21 protein-coding genes and 2 pseudogenes are annotated in these 25,247 nt (G+C 43.6%); 3 read left to right on the top strand and 20 right to left on the bottom strand.

The features are described 5' to 3' along the window. From HMPREF0549_RS09910 to HMPREF0549_RS06430, 5 genes are all read right to left on the bottom strand, one after another. On the bottom strand, positions 1-274 hold a 274-nt coding region (locus HMPREF0549_RS09910; RefSeq protein WP_003717469.1), incomplete at its 3' end, for a hypothetical protein. A gap of 209 nt (positions 275-483) precedes the next feature. Further along, complete coding sequence (locus HMPREF0549_RS06445) at positions 484-984, bottom strand: hypothetical protein (RefSeq protein ID WP_003717468.1); 501 nt, start codon at positions 982-984, stop codon at positions 484-486. Positions 985-1,021: 37 nt separating this feature from the next. After that, positions 1,022-2,527 (bottom strand): glycerol kinase GlpK, encoded by a 1,506-nt coding sequence (gene glpK / locus HMPREF0549_RS06440; protein ID WP_040531474.1) that lies wholly within the window; start codon positions 2,525-2,527, stop codon positions 1,022-1,024. An 85-nt stretch (positions 2,528-2,612) separates the two neighbouring features. After that, complete coding sequence (gene thmT / locus HMPREF0549_RS06435) at positions 2,613-2,798, bottom strand: 2-hydroxymuconate tautomerase (protein WP_003717466.1); 186 nt, start codon at positions 2,796-2,798, stop codon at positions 2,613-2,615. Between the two features lie 69 nt (positions 2,799-2,867). After that, on the bottom strand, positions 2,868-4,700 hold the full coding sequence (locus tag HMPREF0549_RS06430; protein ID WP_003717465.1) for a monovalent cation:proton antiporter family protein: 1,833 nt from the start codon (positions 4,698-4,700) through the stop codon (positions 2,868-2,870). Positions 4,701-4,892: 192 nt separating this feature from the next. Here HMPREF0549_RS06430 and HMPREF0549_RS06425 point away from each other — a divergent pair, with 192 nt between their 5' ends. Then, on the top strand, positions 4,893-6,296 hold the full coding sequence (locus HMPREF0549_RS06425) for a C69 family dipeptidase (protein WP_003717464.1): 1,404 nt from the start codon (positions 4,893-4,895) through the stop codon (positions 6,294-6,296). Positions 6,297-6,780: 484 nt separating this feature from the next. Here HMPREF0549_RS06425 and HMPREF0549_RS06420 read toward each other — a convergent pair whose 3' ends face one another. The 15 genes and pseudogenes from HMPREF0549_RS06420 to HMPREF0549_RS06350 form a co-directional block, all read right to left on the bottom strand. Then, a complete protein-coding gene (locus HMPREF0549_RS06420) occupies positions 6,781-7,638 on the bottom strand; it encodes a transporter substrate-binding domain-containing protein (RefSeq protein WP_003717462.1) in 858 nt (285 codons plus the stop codon). A 15-nt stretch (positions 7,639-7,653) separates the two neighbouring features. Beyond that, positions 7,654-8,394: an amino acid ABC transporter ATP-binding protein gene (locus HMPREF0549_RS06415; protein WP_003717461.1), complete on the bottom strand. Its 741-nt coding sequence runs from the start codon at positions 8,392-8,394 to the stop codon at positions 7,654-7,656. A 17-nt stretch (positions 8,395-8,411) separates the two neighbouring features. After that, a complete protein-coding gene (locus HMPREF0549_RS06410; protein WP_003717460.1) occupies positions 8,412-9,089 on the bottom strand; it encodes an amino acid ABC transporter permease in 678 nt (225 codons plus the stop codon). After that, on the bottom strand, positions 9,070-9,729 hold the full coding sequence (locus tag HMPREF0549_RS06405; RefSeq protein ID WP_003717459.1) for an amino acid ABC transporter permease: 660 nt from the start codon (positions 9,727-9,729) through the stop codon (positions 9,070-9,072). Before HMPREF0549_RS06405 ends, HMPREF0549_RS06410 begins: the two co-directional genes overlap by 20 nt. Positions 9,730-10,062: 333 nt before the next feature. Further along, positions 10,063-10,248: a hypothetical protein gene (locus HMPREF0549_RS06400; protein ID WP_003717458.1), complete on the bottom strand. Its 186-nt coding sequence runs from the start codon at positions 10,246-10,248 to the stop codon at positions 10,063-10,065. Continuing rightward, positions 10,232-11,575 (bottom strand): accessory Sec system glycosylation chaperone GtfB, encoded by a 1,344-nt coding sequence (gene gtfB, locus HMPREF0549_RS06395; protein WP_003717457.1) that lies wholly within the window; start codon positions 11,573-11,575, stop codon positions 10,232-10,234. The genes HMPREF0549_RS06400 and gtfB overlap by 17 nt, the downstream gene beginning before the upstream one ends. Further along, positions 11,568-13,103, bottom strand: coding sequence for an accessory Sec system glycosyltransferase GtfA (gene gtfA / locus HMPREF0549_RS06390; protein WP_003717456.1), 1,536 nt, complete (start codon positions 13,101-13,103; stop codon positions 11,568-11,570). Before gtfA ends, gtfB begins: the two co-directional genes overlap by 8 nt. 20 nt (positions 13,104-13,123) lie before the next feature. Continuing rightward, the gene (gene secA2 / locus HMPREF0549_RS06385; RefSeq protein ID WP_003717455.1) at positions 13,124-15,490 is read right to left on the bottom strand and encodes an accessory Sec system translocase SecA2; all 2,367 of its coding nucleotides are present in this window, start codon (positions 15,488-15,490) and stop codon (positions 13,124-13,126) included. Further along, positions 15,487-16,959: a glycosyltransferase gene (locus HMPREF0549_RS09385; RefSeq protein ID WP_162256088.1), complete on the bottom strand. Its 1,473-nt coding sequence runs from the start codon at positions 16,957-16,959 to the stop codon at positions 15,487-15,489. Before HMPREF0549_RS09385 ends, secA2 begins: the two co-directional genes overlap by 4 nt. A gap of 19 nt (positions 16,960-16,978) precedes the next feature. Next, positions 16,979-17,538: pseudogene (locus HMPREF0549_RS10145) on the bottom strand (glycosyltransferase). A gap of 59 nt (positions 17,539-17,597) precedes the next feature. Continuing rightward, positions 17,598-17,936 (bottom strand): annotated as a pseudogene (locus HMPREF0549_RS10270) (glycosyltransferase); the annotation flags it as partial. A gap of 214 nt (positions 17,937-18,150) precedes the next feature. After that, complete coding sequence (locus HMPREF0549_RS06365; protein ID WP_003717450.1) at positions 18,151-19,815, bottom strand: FAD-dependent oxidoreductase; 1,665 nt, start codon at positions 19,813-19,815, stop codon at positions 18,151-18,153. 19 nt (positions 19,816-19,834) lie between these two features. Further along, complete coding sequence (gene ahpC / locus HMPREF0549_RS06360; RefSeq protein ID WP_040531529.1) at positions 19,835-20,398, bottom strand: alkyl hydroperoxide reductase subunit C; 564 nt, start codon at positions 20,396-20,398, stop codon at positions 19,835-19,837. Positions 20,399-21,067: 669 nt separating this feature from the next. Continuing rightward, positions 21,068-21,337 (bottom strand): 30S ribosomal protein S14, encoded by a 270-nt coding sequence (gene rpsN / locus HMPREF0549_RS06355; RefSeq protein WP_003717448.1) that lies wholly within the window; start codon positions 21,335-21,337, stop codon positions 21,068-21,070. Positions 21,338-21,604: 267 nt separating this feature from the next. After that, positions 21,605-22,459 carry a metallophosphoesterase family protein gene (locus HMPREF0549_RS06350; RefSeq protein WP_003717447.1) on the bottom strand — a complete coding sequence of 285 codons (855 nt, stop codon included), beginning with the start codon at positions 22,457-22,459 and terminating at the stop codon, positions 21,605-21,607. Positions 22,460-22,546: 87 nt separating this feature from the next. Here HMPREF0549_RS06350 and HMPREF0549_RS06345 point away from each other — a divergent pair, with 87 nt between their 5' ends. Both HMPREF0549_RS06345 and HMPREF0549_RS06340 read left to right on the top strand, forming a co-directional pair. Then, positions 22,547-23,959, top strand: a complete 1,413-nt coding sequence (locus tag HMPREF0549_RS06345) for an MFS transporter (RefSeq protein WP_003717446.1) — start codon at positions 22,547-22,549, stop codon at positions 23,957-23,959. 63 nt (positions 23,960-24,022) lie between these two features. Beyond that, positions 24,023-25,234: an MFS transporter gene (locus tag HMPREF0549_RS06340; RefSeq protein WP_003717445.1), complete on the top strand. Its 1,212-nt coding sequence runs from the start codon at positions 24,023-24,025 to the stop codon at positions 25,232-25,234. Positions 25,235-25,247 lie beyond the last annotated feature (13 nt).

Below are 25,247 nucleotides of genomic sequence, written 5' to 3'. Positions count from 1 at the left end.
CATTATTAGATGCCGCAGACTGACCATTATTCTCTAGTTGTTCCCGAAGCATTGACCGGTAATCAGCCAAACTCATCTTTGCCCGTAAAGAGAGCGGTTCGCCCTCCCCCGTTGCGGACGTAAATGCCGTCGCAACAAATAAAGATTGTGAATCCTTATTAGCTGATAAGTCTTTAGGTGCTGATCCGCTTTCTCTTTTGAGAGATTGTGTCGGTGCCTGACTAGTCGTTAAGACTTGTTTGTCGTTTGTTGACGTTTCAGATTTATTTTCCATAATATTACCACTGCCTTTGCTAAATCATTATTCCGTTAGCAGAATCGCGGTTATCTTATGGATAAAATCCACAAGAATACAGTAATTATTTTCGATTAATTACTGTAATAGAAGCTAACCCCTTTTTCATAATTCAGTTGATAGATTAATTCATTACTCAACTATTACTGTAACCCTAGTAAACTGATTTCGCAATGTGCAAATTTAACCTAAAACTTTCTCAATGCATCCCCAAGGAACTTCCAATAATCTAACAGAAGTGACATATCAACAACGTTCAGGTCATCCAAGCTTAATTTAGTCATATCATTTAAGCTGACCCGTAAAACATTGATAAAACTGGTCATCCGCACGATTTTAGCCTGTTGAACCTGTGGTAGCCGGTCTAAAATAACGGCTTGAAGTTCTTGAAGGACGCCATCATAAAAGCCAACCTTATCCGTTGCCCGAATCGGAATCGCCTCGAAGATTTCTTCACTCTGCTGGGCGAATGATTGATGCCATTGATCCATGGCTGTCCAGTATAGCTGGTACAATCGCTGATCTTCTGCAGTCCCGTTTTCAGGTCGGTAACGATTAACTGCTTTCCACTGGGCAAGGACTTCAAGGTATAGGGATTCATGCTGTGTCCATACCTGATCCTCACGATTAGCGGTAATCCAGTGTTGAAGGTCATCAATTAACTTTTGCGGATTAATGTTTTGATCCACTCAAAAAACTCCTTTCGGTCTCCGATAGTATTAAATTTTATTTTCCGTGACTAAAGAATTGCGCAGCTTTAATTGCCTGTTGCCAGCCGACATAAAGTGTTTCTGCCTTTTCTGCTTTCATTTGTGGGGCAAACTCATCCCCAATTTTCGAAAGCTTCTTGACCTCGTCCTGGTCGTGCCAGAAGTCAACCGCAAGACCGGCAAGAAAGGCTGCACCTAATGCAGTCGTTTCTTCCATTGCTGCCCGTTTAATTGGTGTCTGTAAAATATCAGACTGGAACTGCATCATGAAATTATTCCGAGATGCCCCACCATTTACAGTTAAGGCTTTCAATGGCAGGTTCGTATCCTTGACCATCGTATCAACAACGTCCCGAGTCTGGTAAGCGATTGATTCCAGAGTTGCCCGAACAATATGGCCCCGGTTAGTTCCCCGGGTTAACCCAAACATGGCACCACGAACCTCTTGATCCCAATATGGTGCCCCAAGTCCAGTAAACGAAGGAACAACGTAAACACCACCAGTAGTCTTCGCGTCAACAGCCATCTGTTCTGACTCGCTCGCGTGCTTAAATAACTGCAGACCGTCACGCAACCATTGCACAGCAGACCCAGCAACAAAGATACTTCCTTCAAGGGCATAGTATGTCTTGCCGTCAATCCCGTAAGCAATCGTCGTCAGCAGGCCGTTATCTGAAAGGGTCGGTTTCAGTCCCGTATTCATCACGATAAAGGCTCCGGTCCCATAAGTATTCTTAACCGATCCCTTCTCGTAAGCTGCTTGACCAAATAGGGCCGCTTGTTGGTCCCCCGCAATTCCGGCAATTGGGATTTGCACACCAAAGAAGTGATAATCACCAGTGTAGCCATAGATTGCTGAACTCGGCTTTACTTCCGGCAACATTGCTTCTGGAATATCTAATAGTTTCAAGATATCCTGATCCCACTTTAGGTCGTGAATGTTGAAGAGCATTGTCCGGCTTGCATTAGTAACATCCGTGGCATGAACCCGTCGACCAGAAAGGTTCCATAATAGCCAAGTATCGATCGTTCCGAAGAGCAGATCGCCATTAGCTGCCTTTTGTCGTGCACCGGGAACACGATCCAAAATCCACTTAATCTTGGTTGCTGCAAAGTACGAGTCGATTACCAACCCCGTCTTTTGGTGGATCATGTCCTTATAGCCGTCTTTAATTAGCTGTTCAGCAATCTCACTAGTTTGTTTTGACTGCCAAACGATTGCATGGTAGATCGGCTTACCGGTGTGGCGGTCCCAAATAACGGTGGTCTCCCGCTGGTTAGTGATCCCGATAGAGGCAATCTTATATGGCGGGATCTGAGACTTGATCATTACATCAGAGATCACTGACTGAACAGCATCCCAAATCTCCATTGCATCATGCTCAACCCAACCAGGCTGCGGAAAGTATTGGGGAAACTCCCGCTGACTCATTGCTACCTTATTCCCTTGATGGTCAAAGATGATCGCCCGCGTACTAGTGGTCCCTTCATCAATCGCCATTACATATTGTTGTTCATTCAAAATTCTCATCCTTTTCAAATTAAACTCAGGAACGGTCGAAAAAAGGGAGCCAAGCTAACTGCTAAGCCCCCCTCTAATGCTTTGTTTACTTGTCGCTAACCATCTTGCCAGCAACACTGTAACGGTCTTTTCGCATTTCATTTAAAACGATGTGAATTCGTTCAGCTGGGACATTAGCATCCTTTGAAATAGCAGCTGTAACATCCTTTACTAAGGCCCTTAATTGTTCGTCAGTCCGACCTTCAAGCAAATCAATATGTACTAATGGCATTTGTATGCCCTCCCTTGTTAAATTTATTTAATCTTACCATAATCGACTATCTTCCGGCAATTATTCTTATTAACCACGACGACCAAGCCGTTTCCGCACTTCATTAACAATTTCATACGGTCCGGTGTAAAGAATGTGATCACCATATTCAAGAACAGTATCCCCGCTTGGCGAAATTGGCTTATGCTTGCGGTAAATTCGACTAACCGTAATTTGATCGATGAATGGCAGGCTTCGTAATTCAATCCCAACATAGCGCTGGTTATGAATCGTCACTTCAAATAATCCTGAATGAGCACTCATCAGCATTTCAAAGACCGATGGCGATTCAATTAGCGAACGCAGAACACTATTTTGGACTACGAAACTATTGAAAATTTCTACCCCAAGTCGGTTAAGCTCATCAATATGGTCCGTTGATACTTTCGGGTTCTGGACACTAGCGATAACCCGCTTAACGCCATGTTTCTTTGCTAAAACGGCCATTTGATAATTCTTGTTATCATTGCGGAATCCTAGAACCATCACGTCAGTATCAAAGTACTTTCCTGCATCAAGCGCCTGCTCATCAATCTCTTCAATATACTTCAGATCATTAACCTCGCTGTTGAAGGTCTTGTAGTTATCCTGATTATCGGTCAGCATCCGCACAACATACCAGTTATGGGACAACTGCTGAGCAACTGGGACAGTTAAGGTGTTCGCACCAACGATGACCACTCGCTCTTTAACCAAATCTTCCTTATTCAGCTTATAGGTTGAGTTAAAGACAATTGGTGCCAGAACACAGACAATCACAGCCGCTAAAATAAAGGCATCCGACTGGGTACTCGTAATTGCGTGAAGGTTCTTGGCAACTTGCAGCGATGGCAATACTAAGGTAATTGTCGTCACGGTCAGAAAGCCACCAGCAAATGAGTTCCGGGCGTTAAACCGCCGCCGGTAAATCAATGTTGTTGGCAATTTAGCGATAATAAAGCAGGCAACCAAAATCGGAATCAACGCCAATGCAGTCTTATTAGCAAATAACGATTTCAAATCAAGCCGGACACCCGTCATGATAAAGAAGATCGGGATAAAGAAGCCGTAACCGATTGAGGTCAGCTTTTCCTGAGTCGCCTCGCTTGGTTCTAAGAGCTTCATTACCATTCCGGCAAGAAAGGCACCTAAAATGTTTTCGGCCCCGACTGATTCGGCAACCGTTACCAGAGTAAAAATCAGGAAAAAGGCCAGTCGAATATCAAGCTGGGTTGTGGCTTTCGAAACATTATTAAACCAAACGTATGGCTGACGGAACCGGCGCAAAAGAATGATTGCTGCCAAGAACAGGAGAACGATCAACCAAAGGCGGCCTGCATTATGCCCATAGATTGAGGCATAGAATGTCAATGCCAGCATCGGGATCACTTCACCGAGGACAGCGGTCAACAGGATCGTTTGCCCCATTGGCCGACCAAGGATTTCCTTTTCCTTAAGGGTCGCGATAACAACTCCCAGAGCAATCGTTGAAAAGAGGATCGTTGCCAGGAGAATATCGGAGAATAACCCCATGAAGTACAGGATGACTCCCAAGATAAAGGCAGTAATGATAACCGCTGTAAAGCTAAGTACCGCAATCGAAACTGGTGATTTAGCATCACGCTTTTTCTGTCCGGGCGCTTTCTTAAAGAGGTCAAAGTTAATTTCCATTCCAGAGAGGAACATTAAAATAATTACCCCTAAACTAGAAAGCAGCGTCAGCGAAGACGTTTCCTGGACGATATTAAAGGCACTCTTCCCCAGGAGGATCCCCGCAACGATTTCTGCAACGGCGGTCGGAACACTAGAAACCTTAAACCGTGCCATCGCAATCGGGATAATAAGTGCCGCTAACATAATAATTAGCATTGATAACTGTTGCATAATTTTCCCTCTCTCACGAAAAAATAATCAACCTATTATAAGATCTTTTCCTGGTCCACGGCAAAAAAGATTCACCGGGTGAAATTTTCAGCTTCAACCTAAGCGGTGTATAATTAAGAAGGAATGTTCGTGAGTAACGAGTAAATCGTGCTCGCATTTTACTAGCTTAGAAATTAAAAGGGGTTCTTAAATATGCCAAACAAATTATCCGCTTGTACGAGTATTTTGATTGGGAAAAAGGCCAGTATTGATGGTTCAATCATGATTGGTCGAAATGAGGATGCTAAGGCTGCCTGGCCAAAGCACATGGTTGTTCATCCGCATGGTGCGGTGCCACGTAAGTTTGTCTCCAAGGAAACTAAATTAGAAATTGAGCTTCCTGACGACAGTGCTCGCTACTCGGCCACGCCTGAATGGACCGACAAGTACGGGCTATTTGAAGAAGACGGGATTAACGAATACAACGTTGCAATGAGCGCGACCGAAAGTGCCTATTCAAACAGCCTGGTTTTAGGTGCAGATCCATTAGTCAAGAACGGGCTAAACGAAGAAGCAATGGTAACTGTTGTTTTGCCATTCGTTAAAACTGCTCGTGAAGGGGTTCTCCGCCTTGGTAATTTAATTGCTAAGTATGGAACTGGTGAAACCAACGGAGTACTGTTTGCTGATGATAATGATGCTTGGTACTTTGAAAGCGGTGCTGGTCATTACTGGGTTGCTCAACGGATTCCTGATGATTGCTATGCGGTTGTCGCTAACCAATTAGCAATCCAAGAAATTGACTTTAACGACCCGAACAACTTCATGTTCCACCCTGGGATTCGAGAATTCGTTGAAAAGAACCACCTTAACCCGGACCCAACGACATTTAACTTCCGCAAGATCTTCGGAACGGCTGACCAGTCAGATGCCATTTATAGTGAACCACGGGTTTGGATTGGTCACCAAATGTTTAGTTCTCATCAGGCTAAAGGTGAAACGCCGGAATCAACTGAATTGCCGTTCTTGATGAAGCCGGATCGCCTTCTTTCAGTAATTGATGCACAAAACTACTTGAGCAATCACTATGAGGGAACTGGATTTGATCCATTGACTAACAGTCCGAGTGCCCACAAATATCGGCCAATCAGCTTGGCTAAAACTCAAGAATCACATATTCTCCAAACCGGCCGTAAGGGTCCAGATATTCACTGGCTTGCCATGGGGGTAGCTAACGAAAGTACCTATGTTCCATTCTTTAATGGGATTACCAAGTTGCCGGCCGCGTATGGTCGAGGAAAATTACCGGCCCAATTAAATTCCGCTTACTGGATCTTCAAACATGCCAGTGTCCTGGTTGATAGTCATCTTCATGATTTTCTTCCTCTACTCCGGGATGTTCAAAAAGAACGAAATGCGGCCGCACAAAAGTTAATTCGCGAGACTGACAATAAAGCGGCTGCATTGCAAGGGGATGCATTAACCGACTACTTAAACGACCAAAGTGATAAGTTTGCTAATGATACCCTAACCGCTTACCGCAACCTCGCAATGGAATTAATTACGAAGATGACTGATTACTGCGAGTTAAACTTTAAGACGGATGAGAATTTGTAAAGAGTATTGTTTAAACTACAAAACCAGCAACATCGAAATTGGTGTTGCTGGTTTTTTTTGGTGTGTTGGATGTTTTGCTGCAACATTGCCGAAACGTTGGAGTGAACCAGAAATTGATTTATCAATTTCATCTGTGAACCCACGCAAGGATGAGTAGGCTTTTGACTATCAACTTGTTGATGACGAAAGCCACTCAGCTACTGCGCTTCGCCATGACCCCAACTTCCGCCTAGTGTTCTACTGCAGCAAAGTCGAAACGTGCTCGCAGGAAAAGCCTTATAGACAACAAACTCCCTCCCAGATGCTTTCAGCATCCAGTCGGGAGAAATTGTTTCTACTGCAACAGAGCCAAAACGTGCTCGCACTCTACCTCAAACGTGCTTCGCCCGAGTTCCCTAGAGCTAGCAACCTCTCTCCTAGGCGCAAGTCGCCTTCGTCGAGAGAAATTGCTAGCTTTCCGGGAACTCTTTAGGGCGAAGGCACTCTATTTATTATTCAACACAATATCTGATGGCTTTACTTCGCTGCCGAAGTAAGGCTTGAGTTGGCTATTGTAGTCTTTGGTGAAGAAGTCTTCCTTGTTTAACTTGGTGATTTCCTTATTGCTCCAATTGAGGAGGGACTTGTTACCTTTCTTAACGGCTGGGGAAATGTATTGCTTAGGACCGATGCTCTTAATACCAACAGTGTACTTAGGATTATTCTTTACCCAAGCGTAAAGGTATGAGTTATCATCGGCAAGTGCTGCGGCCCGGTTATTCTTCAAAGCATTGAATTGCTGGGTCTTTGAATCGAACTTCAACAATTGAACACCTGGTTGCTTACTGGTGAAGTAGTTTTCAGCGGTGGTTCCCTTAGTAACGATAACCTTCTTGCCCTTTAATTGACTAACCTTAGTGATGGCCTTCTTCTTTGGTGAAACGACCCCAACGGATACCTTCATGTAAGGCTTAGCAAAGTCAACAACCTTTTTCCGTTCTGGAGTAACGGTGAAGTTAGCCAAAACAATATCAGCCTTATTAGAATTTAATGTATCAACCCGGTTGTTAGCGTTAACTTGGATAAACTTTGGCTTAACACCAAGGTCCTTAGCCATCCGCCGTGCCAATTCAACATCGTAACCAACACGCTTACCATCTTTGTTAACCCAACCATATGGCGGCAAATCACCAAAGACGGCTACCCGCAAAGTTCCCCGCTTCTTAATGGCGGAAACTGAGCTGGAATTACTAGCAGCATTTACGGTTGCCGGCTTAAGATAACTTGAACCAGCAAGCAAGGCAACCGCTCCTGCTACAGCAACGGCACCAGCAATAATCTTTTTCCAATTAATCTTCAACATATCAATTCTCCCTTTCTAAAATTCCATGCTTGATAAGAATTCTTCTGCCCGTGCAGTCTGCGGATGCTCAAAGAACTGCTTCCCCGGTGTCTCCTCTAAAATTCGACCATCTTCCAGGAAGAGAACTTGATCCGCAATCTGCGCTGCAAAGTTCATCTCATGAGTAACAATAATCATCGTCATGTGATCCCGATCAGATAACTCCTTAATAATTTCGAGAACCCCCCGGACCATTTCTGGATCGAGGGAAGCAGTAACTTCATCGAAAAGCATCAACTCAGGATGCATTGCTAGCGCCCGGACAATTGCAATTCGCTGCTTTTGACCACCTGACAACTGCCGAGGATATGAATTTGCTTGGTCTGCCAAGTCAACCCGTTCCAACAGAGCCATTGCTTCCTTCTTAACTTCTTCCCGATCCCGCTTTTGAACCTTCGTCGGTGCTAAGAGGATGTTATCCAAGACAGTCAGGTTAGGGAAAAGGTCATAACTTTGAAAGACCATCCCGATCTTTTGGCGCAACTCCTGCCATTTCTTTGGTGAAGGATTAACTTTATTTCCTTTGAAATAGATGCTCCCATCCCGAAACGGTTCCAGTCCATTCAGGGTTCGGATCAACGTACTTTTTCCAGAACCAGAGGGACCGAGGAGCGTAACAACTTCGCCCTTTTTCAATTCAAAATTGATGTCATGCAGGGCTTGCCAATCGCCATAGAATTTATTTAAATGTTCAACTTTAAGAATTTCTTCTGCCATATTACCACCTACCAAAATTAATGCTCTTCTTTTGCAGTGAGATGCTTTGCCCAGAGGGATAATGGATAATCAACAATGAAGTAGAGGATGAAAATCAGACCATATACCCAGAAAATACCAGTCGGGTGCGTTTGGTTATTTGCTTCGATGATCTGTTGACCAACATTGATGACATCCATAACACTAATCATCAGCAAGAGCGAGGTTGTTTTGATGACCCGCGTTGCTAAGTTAATCGTTGCCGGGAGTTCCAACTGGATTGCTTGAGGCAGCAGAACATAACGGAACAGCTGCCATTGATTGAGTCCCAATGCTAACCCTGATTCACGCTGGTGCTTGGGAACTGACTCGAGTGCTCCCCGAACAATATCGCTAAATTCGGCTGCAACCCATAAGGAGAACGCCAGAACCGCCATCCAAGTTGCCGGCAAATTGACATTAAATTGTCGCGGCAAAATGTAGTAAACCAGGAACAAAAGAACTACTGTCGGCACAATCCGGAAGAACTCGAGGTAAAGGAGTAGGATAAAACGGATAATTCGGCTAGGCAGGGTTCTTAAAAGGCCGAAGATGGTTCCTAACAACAAACCAATTGCTAACGAAACAACCGCGATCCAAACAGATGTCCACAATCCGCCCATTAACCGGGCAAAGTTTGTTCCTTCAAATAAAACGCTAATCCCCGAATGAGCCATACCGAACCCTCCTTTCAAGCCAGTCAAGCAGTAAGATTACCGGAATCAAGATAATTGCGTAGGCGATTACCAACACAAACAAGTACTCGTTCGACCGGTAGTACATTCCAATCAGGTCAAGAGCCGTGTTGGTCAGCTCCGGAATTGCAATTACGGAAAAAATTGATGTTTCCTTAATTAGAAAAATAATGTTGGCTGCTAAAGCCGGAACACTTAATGACAATCCCTGCGGAAGAATAACGTACCGTGCAAGCTGATACTGATTCATCCCCAGTGCTTCACCAGCATCAATCTGGGTTTGACTAACCCCATTAAAGCCACCGGTGAATCCTTCAGCCATGTACGCCCCGCCAAGGAATATCAAACCAATAATCCCACAAGTCTCGGCAGTCATCTTAATCCCCATTACCGGAAAGGCATAGTATAAGAAAAATAGCTGAATTAGCAATGGAGTATTTCTGGCAACATCAACATAAACGTTAAGAACCTGCCGGAGACCCGGAACGCGAAAGTACTGTACTAAACTGGTGATAATCCCAACAATGATTGAGCCGACAATCCCAACTAGCGAAAGCCAAAGAGTTAATTTGAACCCTTGAGCAAAATTGGGAAGACTCTGCTGGATAATCGTCCAATCCATATATAGATCATCCTCTCTTTTCTTTTACCGCGAAGTGAAAAAAGGCTTACAATTCAAATTCAGAATTGTAAGCCTAGTTTATTAGTAATCAATCCAAAAAGCTTGATTACCCTTAATTTTTACTAGAATACAAATTACTGAATTTTAATCACGCCAAAAAGCTTGTTACAAACAACGCAACAAGCAGAACAGAATTCGTTTGGCATGACATTATTCAGCATAATTTGTACTCCCTTCGTGATGAATTATCTAAATTTTACCCGATAATAATTAAAAGTCAATAGGATATGCTAACTTATTGTAAGTTATTAGTTGAACAAGGTGCCATTCTAGCTAAAAAATACTTACCAGTGAGGTTAGCAGAACAACAATCAGGATAATCCCCATAATAATCTTGGCCGGACTAAACTTTTCGGGCTTCTTAGCATATGCTTTCCGGTGTTCCTTTTCAACATGGTTCAGCCGGTCAAGGGCATGTTTCTCTACCATTGACTCATTATCTTTATCTTGCTTTGCCATTTGTCAACGCTCCAATCACTTCTTTGTACTGTTCAACAGTCGCATCATTAGCATGTTCACGCTGGGTATCGATTAGTTTCTCCATCAATGCTGGCTTAAGTAATGCTGTCAAAATCGTTTGGGTCATTTCTTTAGCCTGGTTTTGTTCAAAAATATTTTGTGGTGCAACGAATTGCGGTTCGTGCAGAGTATCCTTAAAGCCAAGAATTAACATGTTTTGTTCAAACGCCGCCCGGACACTATCAAGGATTTCGCTTCCCCGGTTAATATCAAGGTAGATGTCACAATCTTTCAGTAATTGCAAAGCTCGTTGACGGCTAACGTTTGGATAAACCGTTACATTTGGCCGCTCACCGAATGCGAGTAGCTTCCCGGACATTTCGGTAACCGCGGCAATGTGGAATTGAATATTTGGCATTGCCCGAACTAGTTCGTCTAAGTGATCAATTTGGTCAGAGTTAGTCATAATGAGAATGCTTGGTTGCATCTTATTTCCCCGCGGGTGAGGGTAAATCATCCCTAGATAATGGAGATCATCAACGTTACCAGTACCATTAGGGAATAATTCCCGACGACGCATCCAATCACGGTGCCGTTGGAAAACAATATGCTTCGTTCTGGTCTTCTTGTCTAGCAAATACTGCATATTACCGGGAATCTCCGCACCAGTATCTTCATTCCAGAATAGCGTGTCTGAACCGTTAGCCGGCAATTGATCCATTACCCATAACGGGTAGCTAAGCGAATTATAGAAGATGTAATCAAGGTTATACTTTCGTAACTGAAGGTAGAACGTGACAAACTGCGGTAGTGAAGCAAAGTGGCGGTGGATCTTCTTAGCGTCCAAGAAGATGTCACCAGCAGTAAGGTTCCACTCAATCACGATTTTGCCGTGATTATCAAAATACTTCCGGTACTTTGCTTGACCATTCTCATAGTATGTTTTAGCAAATAGGTGACCATGATTATTGTAATGGTCAACCCATGAAACCGGACCAATATCATCAGACCAGCGAACTTCCTTTACTAACCGTGTATTATCCGTGGAACTATAAAAGATCTGCGCCTTTCGCTTGTCTAAATCATAGATCCGGCCCTCAGAGGCTGTACTTAGGATCCGCCAATAATACGGAATCTTAAGCTGATCAAAGTATAACGGATCATGGTTATCAGTTAAATTGCAGAAATACTTAAACGGAGAATCAACATCGTCAGGCAAGAAGCCATCATCAACCATCGCTACTGACGGAATCTTGATCTTCGCCGTTTTTTGTGAAAAGAGGAAGTCACGAGAACTGCCATCATATTTTTCAAATAGGTTAATCATGTTTTAATTCCTCCAATAGCTTCCCCCACCGCTTAGCAACGTTATCGGTGAGGTATGGTTCCGCAAGGTCATAGGAGCGTTGAATAAACTTCTCCTGATCAGCGGTGGTAAAGAGTTTGACAACGGCACCAGCTAATAGGTCAACCTTCTTATCGTCGCTCCAATCCTGAGTATACGGTAATAAGTAGCCGTTCTTGCCATCATCAATAAAAGTCTGGTTACCATATGGCACGTCAAACCCAATCATCGGCAGACCTGACCCAACTGCTTCCAGAAGGCTTAAGCCAAAGCCCTCACTGGTAGAACCAGCAATATAGGCTGCGTAGTTTTTGTAAACTTCGGTAAGGTCATGCTGCCCCATCAACCGGATATAATCATTTGCATGGTTTTGGTTGATTAATTCGGTCAGCCGGCCCATTTCGCCACCCTGGCCATAGATGTCCAAGGTAACATCCGGTACTTCTTTATGCGCCTTAGCGACCGCCTTTACTAACCAGTCAATATGCTTTTCGGTAGCTAACCGAGAGGCAGTGATTAGTGAATGCGGCTTTCGCTTAGTAGTTGGCTTCGTCAGCTTCTGCAGGTTACCCACTGGAATGGTAGTAACATTCGGCGTCACATTCTGGTATTGCTTAAACTGCTTGATTAGCAGATCACGCTGCTTATCGGTGGCAACGATGAAACTAGCAACATCTTTCGTATGGGTAAACTGGTACTCATAGAAGTTGTTCCACAAAACATTCTTCTTATTGGTATAGTGCTCATCATAGTGATCTGCATGAACAACAATTACTAACTTAGCTGGATTATGGTGTTCAAAAATCAGCTGACCATTAATCAGGATGTTCCCGTCATCTTCACGGTCCAGAATAATTGTGTCATCCTTCGTCAAGTGAAGACGTTTTAACATTTCAAGGTAAAGATCATTCTTTGAATAATAAATCTGATCAGGAAATTCAAAAACTTCATGTCTTCCCCGAATATGTTGAGTATAAGCAACACTGCCGTCCTCATTATAGAAGTCACGGTAAACTACATGGTTGCCCTTCTTTTCACCGCTATAATATTCGGTTGCGTACTTCGTGTATGAATAGAAATCACGCTTTACCATTGCCCCATTAGCAACGTAAGAAACCTGGTCAATCGTCTTCTTTTCGGGATCATGGAAGCGGACATTGATCGATAACTCTTCTTCATCAGAAGTGTAAAAGTAATTCTTCCCCCCATTGATCTCCTTACAGTTAAAGTTCCGGTCTTTAAGGTTAATATCGTCCTCAAACTTACTTAACGGGTAATCTGATGGTGCAATTTTGACATCAGTAAAGAAATTATAGAACCAGATGATCTCATCATCAGAATAGCCAAGGTTCTTCGTTAAGTCCTCAATGTTATTTGCCAAGATTAAATCCGAAAAAATAAACTTGGCTGGTACTTTTAATTTTCGCAATGATTGGGCACGGTAAGCTTGGGCGTACTCGACACCGCTGCTTGCCCAACCAATTCCGAGGTTGACATTATATACAGTCATCTAATCGTCCTCCCGTTTAATTAGTTGAAACTAACCACTAGTTGGTTCTTCTTATTTAACTTAATCCGACTAAGCAGCAAGTTATCAACCGCTTTTTTCCGCGCTTCACGCAGCATGTTCTTGTATGATTCAAAGGCCTTTACTTGATAAATATAACCGGGATCACGACCAGAAAGCGACCATGGTTCAACAATAATCCGTAAATCATTGAGGTAGTTAACCTGATCAGTCCAACAACTATCCAAGGCGGTTAACAAGGCGGAACGGTAAAACTGGTTTAACTGTTCCGTATTAATCAGCGTCTTGTATTTATCCTTGAGAATATCTGTACATAAGTTTTCCAGGTACTTTTTAGGTGCCTTACGGTTATACATTAAATTATCAGGAATCTTAACTTCCTTATAAGTAAAATGCTCGTTAATCAAATGTTGCAACTGACTAGGCGACCAATCCGTCTGGGTATTAAGGAAGTCGTCAATCCCCTCGCTTAGCCAGTTACCAACTGTTCGTTCAAGACGGGCATTATTCATTAACTTTGCCCGGTCCTTATAGAATTGGGTTCGCTGAATTCGCAGAGCAACTTCATACTTGTTAGTCTTTTTCCGTGACCGGACCTCACCATCGGCTACCCGGCTCTTTAGCATTTCCAGGCTAAGGCGGATCCGGGGACTCGTAAGTTCCTTAGGCATTGCTCCCTTACGACGCTTTTCAACTAGCTTCCGGTACATCTTCTTAAACCGCTTCGTACTTGCCTTCGCGATATAACTATCTTCCAACGAAATGTAGAATTGGCTGGAACCGGGATCTCCCTGCCGTCCAGCACGACCAGCAAGCTGCAGCTTAACCCGTTCTGGCAACATTTCAGTCCCAATGACTGCCAGACCGCCTTTCTCTTTAACACCAGGGCCGAGTTTAATATCGGTTCCCCGCCCGGCCATGTTGGTTGCGACCGTAACAGCTCCTGGCTGACCGGCATCCTTAACAATAGCAGCTTCACGGGCAATGTTAAAGGCGTTTAAGACGTTGTGCGGGATTCCCCGGTCAAGTAGCAGTTCCGAAATAATTTCGGAATTTTCTACTGAACCGGCAACCAGCAAGATTGGCCGTCCTGCCTTATGAAGCGTAATTGCATCATTCAACGCCTGCATTAGTTTTTCGGAAGTTGTCAAGTAAATCTTTGCCGGATAGTCTTTCCGAATAACCGGCTTGTGGGTCGGAATTTGAACGACTTTCATGTTATAGACGTTGATAAACTCGTCTTCATCGCCCTTAACCGTCCCACTCATTCCGGAGATCTTATCAAACAGCCCGAATAAACTTGGGAACGTGATTGAAGCAGCGGTTTTTTGGTTATCGGTGACCTTCACGTGCTCTTTTTGTTCAACGGCTTGGTGAAGACCGGTGTTAACCTTAACCCCATTTTTCAGCCGGCCATCGGTTTCATCAAGCAGGACAACCTTCCCCTTTTCAACCAGGTAATCATGACCATTTTTCATAAAGTAGTGAGCCCGCATCGCCAAAGCAATATGCCGGTAAACTTCCCGACTTTCATCATCATAAAGGTTGCGGATCCGGAAATACTGCTCAGCTCGTTGAACCCCGTTATACGTTAACCAGATTGCCTTATCCCGGCGTCGAACAGTAAAGTCCCGTTTAGGAACCAGGGTCCGGACAAAGTCATCGCACAGCCGGTAAAGGTTAGATTGAAGCATCGGAGCACTCGCAACAACGAATGGTGAAGTTGCTTGATCCAGCAGAACATCATCCACTTCATCAATAATAACGTAGTGGTACGGCCGTAAGTATTGACCATCCTTATTGGCTGCCAAGTTATTGAACAAGTAGTCAAAGGCCAGGTTACTAGCGGTCGTGTAGAGAATATCTGAGTTATACCATTTCCGTTTTTCTTCTGGTTGAACCTTTCGTTCAGGATCATCCTTCGGGAACCCGGTACTTACCGTCAGTCCCATCCATTCATAAACAGGAGCCAGCTGTTCCTCATCACGTTGCGCCAAGTATGCGTTTGGTGTAACCAGGATTGCTCCTTTTCCGCTCAACGCATTCAGGTATAATGCCAGGGTCGCGGTTAACGTTTTCCCTTCACCGGTTTTCATTTCGGCGATGTATCCCTGGTTAAGGACAATTGCCCCCATTACCTGAGCATCATACGGGAACATCTTTAATACTCGCAAATCGGCCTCACGCATGGCAGCAAAAGCACGAGGAAGAATCTGGTCGACGGTTTTACCGTCAGCCAATTGCTTTTGGAGAATCTTAGTTTGGGACTTTAATTCTTCATCACTCATTTTGCGCATCTTGGGAGCCCACTTATTGACCTTCCGCAATTGGCGCTTAATTTGGTGACGTTCAAAAGCATCAAGAATCATTTAACTTTCACCCCTCCCCATAATCCATTGATTGCGTGAGTAATTGTGATCCAATCCGGATCAACTAGGTTAGCCGTACTCCATTCGGGAATATCACGACTGGCATAAATTTCATAGTCGATGTGTAATTTGTCATCCTGACTTGCTTCCGTCAGTAGCAGCCAGGTCTTTGGGCTAGCCTGGTGAACCTTTCGTAAAACCTTGTCCAGATCAGCAGATGTACTAATGAGGTGCGCATAGAGCTGGTTTTTCTGTTCAATCCAGTGAACGATCGCTTCAGCCAGGTCACCATCATACTGCCATCCAACACTGACGATCTGGAGCGGTAAGCCATTGAGCATCTTGCCAACTGTTTCCCAGGTTTTCTTCACCCGCTTTGGATCATGCATCACGACAATGTTAACCGGCTGATCAGAATCTGGATTAACCGGCTTGTGGAACCATAAATCATTGTGAACACTACGGGGAAGCTTGGCTGGACAAATTTCAAGTCGTTTAAATTGTAAGCTGGTGCAGCCCGTATTAACGAGACTTACTTCGTAATGGACGGCACCTTCTGGAAACGTAAATGCCTTTTCAAGGTTATGAAATTCAAGCCGATTAATTTCATCTCCCTGTCCATTAAAGAAGACGATTCGGGTAAAGAAACCCTGTGCCGGTTCAGATGACGACTTAATTGAAATCCGGTAGAGCTGGTTAATTCGTAACAATGGTAATTGCGGATCGTAGCCTAAGATATGAAGAAAAGTAATCTCCTCTTCCAAGCTTCGCAGCGGCCGAATGTCTTCTTGGTTTTTACGGTGTGAAAGGCCATCTTGATTAAGCCGATAAATATAATCCTCGTCATCCAAATAAACAATCTTGCTTGCCTGCAAGTACGTTTTCCAGGTTGTAAATTCATCGTCAATTTGGGTATCTTCCGGACAGTAAATTTGATTAAAGGCTTCTTGTTGAAAGAGTTTCCCCCAGAGAACTGTATAGATCAATTGGAAAAAGTCATTTTTATTAGTGTAAGCAAAGTCAAACCATTCCCGTGGAGTAAAGGTGCGCTGACTGACCTCATGATCCGGCATGTGAACCAGTAATTGACCATTCCCCTTATAGGATTGAAAGTCACTGATAGCGATTTGACTACCAGTTGACTCCAAAGCCGTAATTAATTCCTCCAGGTAATTAGGCATTACATAGTCATCGCTATCCACAAAAGTAATTAAATCTCCAGCAGCAACATCCATTCCATAATTCCGGGCCTTACTTACCCCTTGATTGGCCTGATGAAACACCCTAACTCGTGAATCTTGTTGCTGATAACGAGTACAAATTGCCAGTGAACGGTCCGTTGAGCCATCATCAACTAAAATTAATTCAAGATTGTGGTAAGTTTGTTTCAAAATGCTCTGAATGCATTGATCTAAATATTTTTCGGTATTATAAACCGAAACAATAACTAATATTTGTTCTTCTTCCATTATTGTTTGCCTAACATTACTAATCATAAAAAGCCTTAAAGATTGCTTCAGTTAATGCTCGTTTTACAAAGTAGCCCCCACGGATCAGCTTTGCAAAGTCATCAATCGAGTTAACCATTTGATCGTACTCCGTGGTCGTCATTGTTTGAACCCGTTCGATTGCTTCAGGAAGCGAGTCGGCAATAATTCCCAGGTTTTTTTCTCAATAATGTCACGAGCAGGAGTTCCACTATTGACGATGACTGGTAACCCAGCAGCCAGGTAGGTTGAGAGTTTAAATGAACAATTATGCTTCATATATTCAAGCCAATATGGATCACCAGACCAAATTAGGCCAAAACCACCCGTCCGCCGAATATCATTCAGCAAGGCAATATCTGGCATACTGCCAACGAATTCAATGTTACGACCGACTCCCCAGTCCTTTGGCGATGTAAAGACCCGGAGCTTAACGTCAGGGTTAAACCAGGTTCCACCGAAGCCGTATTTCTCTGGATTGGTTGGATCGCCAGCAAAGTTAATAATTGGGGCATAGTGCGGCTTTTCCTTCCCCGATCGCTGCCAACGATGTGATCCCACATTTTTTGAATAACAACTTTTTTAACAGTTAGGCCATGTTGACGCAAAAGATCAACCATGGATTGGGATGGAGCAATGATCACATCAGCCATGTTGTAATATTTAACCCACTTGTCCAGCAAATAGCGATTACTTTCCCACATTAAAGGAATCACGTCATGGATAAAAATAATCCGTTTTAACCCGTCATAAATAAGGGTTCGTTCAAGGAGTGCCGTATCCCATTCAACTGAATTCCAGGATGGCGATTAGAATACGATCACATCGCCCAATTCAACTCCCGCCAGCATCCCATCAAAGCGGGCAATTAATGAACTCTTACTCTCATTTTTATCGTTGTATTGAAAAACCCCAATTTCACGAAAGCCAAGTTCTTTCGTTGCAATGTCCGTTACCATATTCTGGGCCAATCTAGCAACCCCAATCATATGGTGCGTGTTGGTAATGTGTACTCTCAAATCGTCCATCCTTCTTTCTGAATCCAATTATAGCAGACTTAATCTTTTTTATAAAAAAAGCTCCAGCATTTTAAAGTCAAAATGCGTGGAGCTTTGTTCTGATACATGTTTAGTCATTATCTAATATAAAATGAAACGACTATTTTGGAAAAATTTAAGGACGGGTCTTTTCAACAGCTGTAACAAGCTGATCCATCGTCTGACTGCCGAAAATGACAGGTCCACCGTTAATCATTGTTGCAGGGACACTCATGATATTCTTCGCTTTCCGTAATTCAGGGAAGTGTTGCAAGTCAATCATCGTTGCCGTAATCTTTGGATTTAATGCAGCCATCCGTTGGCAAGCAGCGACGACATCAGGACAGAAGTGACAGGTTAGTGAGACACCAATTTTAATGGTTGCTTCGGGAAGAGCTTTAATCCGTTCAACCATTTCTGGTGAAATCGTCTGTCCGGGTCCCGCAACGTTATAGATACCTAAAACAAGTGAATTTAACTCATGACCTGTTGGAATGCCTGCATAGTGAAGTCCGGTGTCATTACCAGTATCATCAAGCAGCCGCAATTGTGGGAGGTACTTAACATTTTGCGGAGCGGCTTGCTTTTCGACCTTCATGTGGTCCGCATCCAATCCTGCAAATTCCGTTACAAAGCCAAGCAACTGGTCACTTAATGGCGTCCCATTAGTTAGGACTTGTAAAGTAACCGTCTTTGTCAAGCGAGCAAAGATTGGTTTCAACTGTTGATCAATATCTGCTGATAGCCAATTACCAGCGTGTGGTGCAACCTCTTCTTCGTTGTCAAGAGAAGAGGTTTGTCCAACTGTCTTGGTTGGCTGTTTGATTTCTGCATGAATTGGAATCCCCAACCGTTGCTTCTGATCAGCAATATACTTTTCAGCAGCCGTCGCGGCTTCGGCACCGTCAGCAGTAGCCGTTACTATTTGCCGAAGTGACTTTTCAATAATGTCACCAGCCGCAAAGACTCCCGGAATGTTTGTTTGCCGTTGACTATCAGTAATAATATAGCCTTGCTGATTAAGCTTAATGACTCCTTCAAGGTTCTTTGTTGCTGGTTGGGTCCCGATATAGATAAAGACACCAAAAGTTTGGTCGCCATCATTAAGGTGGTAGACCGTCTTTTCACCGGTCTTATTATTAACCAGAGTGGCTTCCGTTAAGTAATCGTCACCAGAAACACTTTCTACTTCAGTATTGTACTTAACACTAACCTTTGGATTATCCAATGCTCGAGAGGCGATCAGTGGTGGACAGGTAAAGTGATCACCACGAACCAAAACGGTAACGTGTTTTCCGTAACGGCTCAGGTAGTCGGCTTCTTCCGCAGCAGCATAGCCACCACCAATAACGAAAATTTGTAGGCCGGTAAAAAGCTCACCATCGCAAGTCGAACAGTAGGCAACGCCCCGGCCACGGAACTTTTCTTCACCAGGGAAGCCAACTTTCTTTGGGTTAGCCCCACCAGAAATGATAATGCTCCGTGCCTGATATTGCTGTCCATTAGCATCAGTTACGGTTTTAACGTCAGCGGTTAAATCATCATACTTGGCAACTTCAGCGTGTTTGATTTCAACACCGAAGTCCGCAACCTGCTTTTGCATTTTATTCATCAATTCGGTACCGTCAACTTCTGCTACTCCGGGATAGTTATAAACAACGGATGTGGTCGTTACTTGACCGCCAACACTGTTTCCTTCAAGGATTAGCGTATCAAGGGTTGCCCGACCGGCATAAAGACCAGCCGTCAATCCTGCTGGACCGGCACCAACGATGATCAAATCATAGATATGCTCGCTCATCGGTGTTTCCTCCTATAAATTAAAGCTTACCAACAAGGTCAAGGCTTGGCTTAATTGAATCTTGGCCTGGCTTCCAGTTTGCAGGGCAGACACGATCACCATGTTCACGAACGAATTGAGCAGCTTGAAGAGTCCGGAGAATTTCATCAGCGCTACGACCGATTCCCATGTTGTTAATTGTGTAAGATTGGATCTTACCGTCGGGATCAACAATGAAGACACCACGGTAAGCTTGACCAGCGTCTTCATCCAAGACATCAAACATCCGTGCAAGCTTACCAGCAGGATCGGCTAACATGTTGTACTTAATCTTGCCAATCTTTTCTGATGCTTCAGCCCATGCCTTGTGGACAAATTCAGTATCTTCGGAAACTGAGTAAATATCAGCATCAGCTTTCTTAAAGTCATCATACTTATCTTGGAGAGCTTCAAGTTCAGTTGGGCAAACAAATGAGAAGTCAGCTGGGTAGAAGAAGAAAATACTCCACTTACCCAAGACATCATTCTTAGTAACTTCCTTGGTCTTACCATCTTGGTATGCGTTTACCTTAAAATCATCAATTTCGTGACCAATAAAATTCATCATAATAACCTCTCCTTAATTTAGAATCATTCTTAACTACACCTTCAGTATAACTAATTTTAATTTAAGATCAAGGCTAAATTAGAATTATTTTAAATCAAATAATTTTTAAACTAAAATGACCCTATCCGAAATCGAATAAGGTCATAATGGTTGTTTATAAAAACAGTTCTCTCAAACCAGTAAAATTACTGATTTAAGAAGACTGTCATACTCTCTATCTAAATTAAATTCTTATTTACTTAACTATTATGCATACCAGTATAGCACATGATCGTGATCATGTTAACAATGGTTTAGGGGAATGCATACTAGGGAACTGAGTAGAAATGGGCGCAGTAGCTGATTGACTTCTTTCATCAACAAGTTGATAGTAAGAAGCCTAATCATACTTGCGAGAGTCCACAGACGAAAACAAGTTTTTTGGTTCACTCCTTCGCCAGGAACTTGCTAGAGCTAACGACTTCCGACTCCGATACAACATAGCCAAGATCTGCTCGCCAGGAACTTGCTAGAGCCAGCAACCTCAGGTTTTCTAATGCAACTGAGTAGAAATGTGCTCGCCCTAACCTTCCTCGAGCTAACGACCTCCGACTCCGACGACAAGACGTCGTTCGTCGGAGAAATCGTTAGCCACCGGAAGGTTTTAACGGGCTTGCACTCTGTTGCCTACCAACTAGCCTTTCTTACACCTGGGATTTGGCCTTTGTGGGCGAGTTCACGGAAAGTTAACCGGGACATGCCAAATTTGCGCATGTAAGCGTGAGGACGGCCATCGTAACGGTCACGGTTGTGTAAACGAACAGCGCTGGAATTACGTGGCAGCTTGGATAATGCAATGTAGTCCCCTTGTGCCTTTAATTGTTTCCGCTTTTCAGCATACTTCTTTACCAGTGCTTCTTGGTGCTTCAACTTAGCAATCTTTGACTTCTTTGCCATAAATTAAAGATCTCCTTTGTATTCATATTATTTGTAAATTAGCTATTAATAACAAATAAGCGAAACATTAACAAACTAATGGTTAAGGCCCGTATTAAATTTTTCCGATTAGTTTAGCTAATATTTCAAAGCGACTGTAACAGCGTAACGTGCTCTCATCAGATTGTAGTGAAAATGAGAACCCACATCATTAATCAACATTTGCGAACAATTCATTAAATATAATTATACTAACTTTTTGTAAGACTTACAAGAAAAAAAGTCTGACTAATTTTGACCAAGCCGTTTGCAGTAGTCTAAATACTGAGTGGCATAACCATATTTTTGATTCAGCCGGGTTAATTTTTCGGGATCATGCGTATAGGCCCTCCCGGTATGCATCATCAAATCGTATAGCTCAACATAGGGAACAGCGGACTGATCCGCAATCGCCTGCTCTGCCTTTCGATCGTAGCCAACATGACGGAAGTTGACGGATGCCATCCCGAGATCATCAACCTCGATTACCAAGTAATGGGCCCGCATGTCTCGGTGCAATTTATCCCAACCGTTAAATGGCTCGCCAACAGCTCCAGGATTCATGACAATTCGCTCGTCACTTGCATACCGCATAATTTCATGGTGGACATGGGCATAGATTGCAACGTCAATTGGCGGGTCAGCTGGGGTAAAGACCTGATCGAAATTCTTAGTTGATTGAGTTGGAAATAGATCCTGTCCCATATTTAACCATGGTAAATTATGGGAAATACCAAAATTCAGGGGGCCAACCTTCTTGGTAACATGGAGAGGCCAGCTAGCGATTTCATCAACCATCCCCCGCGGAGCACTTTGACCGACATATTGGGCTAACCGAGCAAAGTAAATATGAGACGGATACTTAACATCAATCTTTCCCCGGACACCATTAACCACCAGATCATCCCAGTTTCCCCGAACGATCACGCTTGGATTAATGATCTTAAGCAACCGCCAGATTTCGCTAACACTTGGTCCTGGCATCAACAAGTCGCCCACAAACCAATACTGATCAACGTGCTGTTGGCGGCTATCACGGTACATTGCACGCATTGCACTCAGGTTTCCATGAACGTCTGAAAAAACTGCAATCCTCGTTTTCATTAAGTCTGCTCCTTCTCCTAAAATTACACTTCACCAATAATTGTACCAAAGAATTCGTTAAAGAAGCAGCAATTGATTTGACACTCCATGGTAAACTATTTTAGTAACCTTAAAAAGCAAAGGAGTAATAGTGTGAATCAAAATGGAGAAGTAAGCCCACGGGTCCGGAAAATTATTACGATCGTCCTGCTTGGCTCATGTTTTATCAGTTTAGCAAGTCAAACAATGATGGTAACAGCGCTTCCCGTTATTCAGGAAGATCTTCACGTTTCATTGAATGCCGTTCAATGGTTAACAACCGGGTATACCCTGATTATCGGGATTGTGACCCCGCTTTCATCAAACATGTACGAAAAGTTCACTAACCGGCACGTCTTTATTGGAATTATCGGGACCTTTCTTGTCGGGACACTAGTGGGCTGTTTTGCCAATAATTTTGCAAGTCTTTTAATTGCCCGGTTGATCCAGGCATGTGCTAGTGGAATGCTAATGACCTTTCAAATGACGACAATGATTTCAATTTATCCAATCGAAAAGCGCGGATCGGTCCTTGGTCTTTCAAGTCTCGTCATTTCTGCCGCTCCGGCCCTCGGTCCTACAATTTCGGGATTAATCCTCGAATTTCTTTCGTGGCGCTGGCTATTCATTCTCGTCCTGCCACTAATGATTCTGGCCTTTATTATCGGCTACTTAAAGCTACCTAACTTCTCCACTCCACGACCGATCAAGATCGATTACATCTCCGTCATCATCTCGTTAGTTGGTTCTGGATTAGCCCTCGGGAGTTTAACAGTTTTCCAGATCAATCTTTGGTACGGCTTAATAATGTTAATCAGCGGTTTCATTGTTATTGGCGGCTTTGTCAAACGGCAGCTTCACCTAAAGAATCCGATGCTTAAAGTCCAAATTTTTGCTTACCCATCGTTCCGCTGGATGACGATTGTTGGTGTATTTACTTTCATGGTCCTGTTAGGAACTGAACAGTTAATTCCAATCTATACGGAAAAAATTATTGGAATGGGAAGTTTCCTTTCTGGATTAATTCTGCTTCCAGGAGCAATCGCTAATGCCATTACCGCATCAATTGTCGGCCGGCTCTATGATCAATACGGTCCGAAATGGCTGATTACGATCGGGGCAGTCATTATGCTGGTTGCTTCGGTTCCGTTGGTTCTCGTTAACCGCCATTCGTCCATTGTCTTCCTTACCTTAACCTACATGCTCCGGATGATTGGGAACGCCTTTGTCTTTAGTCCGGCACTGTCAGAAGCATTTTCTGACCTGAACCAAGAAGAAAATAGTCACGGTACTGCGCTAAACAACACTCTGCGTCAAGTCTTCGGTGCTGTTTCAGTTACCCTCTGCGTAGTTATTGCTAATACACCGGCTTCATTAGTAACCGGGATCCGCTACGGAATGTGGGCAACCGTTATCATGGTTGTTCTCATGATCCTTAGTTTCTACCATTATTTAAGAATCAAAAGCGCTAACCAGAATTAGCTTCTTTACCGTGAACTTGTTATACTCATAGTTACTACGACTAAAAAAGGAGCAAATATTTATATGGATTCTGAGCTATCTCCCCTGTGGCGTAAAACATTCTATTCATTATGGATTGGCTGTTTTATAACCGGGATGGGATTCTCAATGACTATGCCATTCGTTTCACTATTTATCAATGAGCTTGGTAACTTTTCAAAATTTCAACTAAATTTCTACTCAGGATTAGCATTTGGGGCCACCTTTGTCAGCCAGGCAATCGTCTCACCGCTTTGGGGCAGTTTGGCCGATCAAAAGGGACGTAAATTAATGTGTATGCGGGCCTCCGGAGTAATGGCGTGCACAATTTTTATCACTGGTCTTTCACAGTCAGCGTGGATGATTATTGGAATGCGGTTTTTACAAGGGGGCTTTTCTGGGTATATCAACAATGCGGCGGCCTTAATTGCCGGAGAAACTCCCCATAGCAAGTCCGGTTGGGCGATGTCGGCAATTTCAACCGCTGGGATTGCCGGAAACCTTGTTGGTCCGCTACTTGGTGGGGTCCTCTCGGGAGCATTCGGCTACCGGGTTCCATTCTTCATTACTGGTTTCTTGATGTTCTGCGTCTTTCTCAGCACGACATTCCTAGTTAAGGAACGGCATTTCAAACCAATTAAGAAGGAAAAGATGCGGCCAATCAAGGAAGTTATGGCTGAAATTCCAAACCGCAAATTGATTTTCGTTACTTTCCTAACGACGCTTATCGTTATGGCTTCATCGATGTCAATTAGTCCAATCATTAGTCTGTATGTTCGTCAGTTAATGCATAACCACGGTAACATCGCCTTTGTTGCTGGGATCGTTGCTGCAACCCCGGGATTAGGAACCCTCATTGCTGCTTCAAAAGTTGGTCACACGATGGACGAAATTGGCCCGGAAAAAGTCTTGCGAATTGGTTTAATCACCGCATTTATCCTGTTTGTTCCAATGACCTTTACCCATTCACCATGGTCATTAGCTTTTTGGCGCTTCCTTCTCGGTTTAGCCAATGCAGCATTAATGCCTGCCGCCCAGACTGTGTTAACACTGAACGTGCCAACAGAAGCCTTTGGACGGGTCTTCAGCATTAACCAGTCGTTCCAAGCTGGCGGAGCTGTTTTTGGTTCCCTTCTCGGCTCGATTATTTCTGGACTTTCCTCATACCCAATGGTCTTTGCAATTACAGGACTAACACTGTTAATTAATTTTATCTTGATTGTATTAGTGCAACCAAAGAAGCCAGCTACCAACTAGAAAGGTTATCAGT

The organism is Limosilactobacillus vaginalis DSM 5837 = ATCC 49540, assembly GCF_000159435.1.
Classification (GTDB): domain Bacteria; phylum Bacillota; class Bacilli; order Lactobacillales; family Lactobacillaceae; genus Limosilactobacillus; species Limosilactobacillus vaginalis.
Note: the sequence above shows the minus strand (reverse complement) of the source record. Positions and strands in the feature narration are given on the sequence as shown.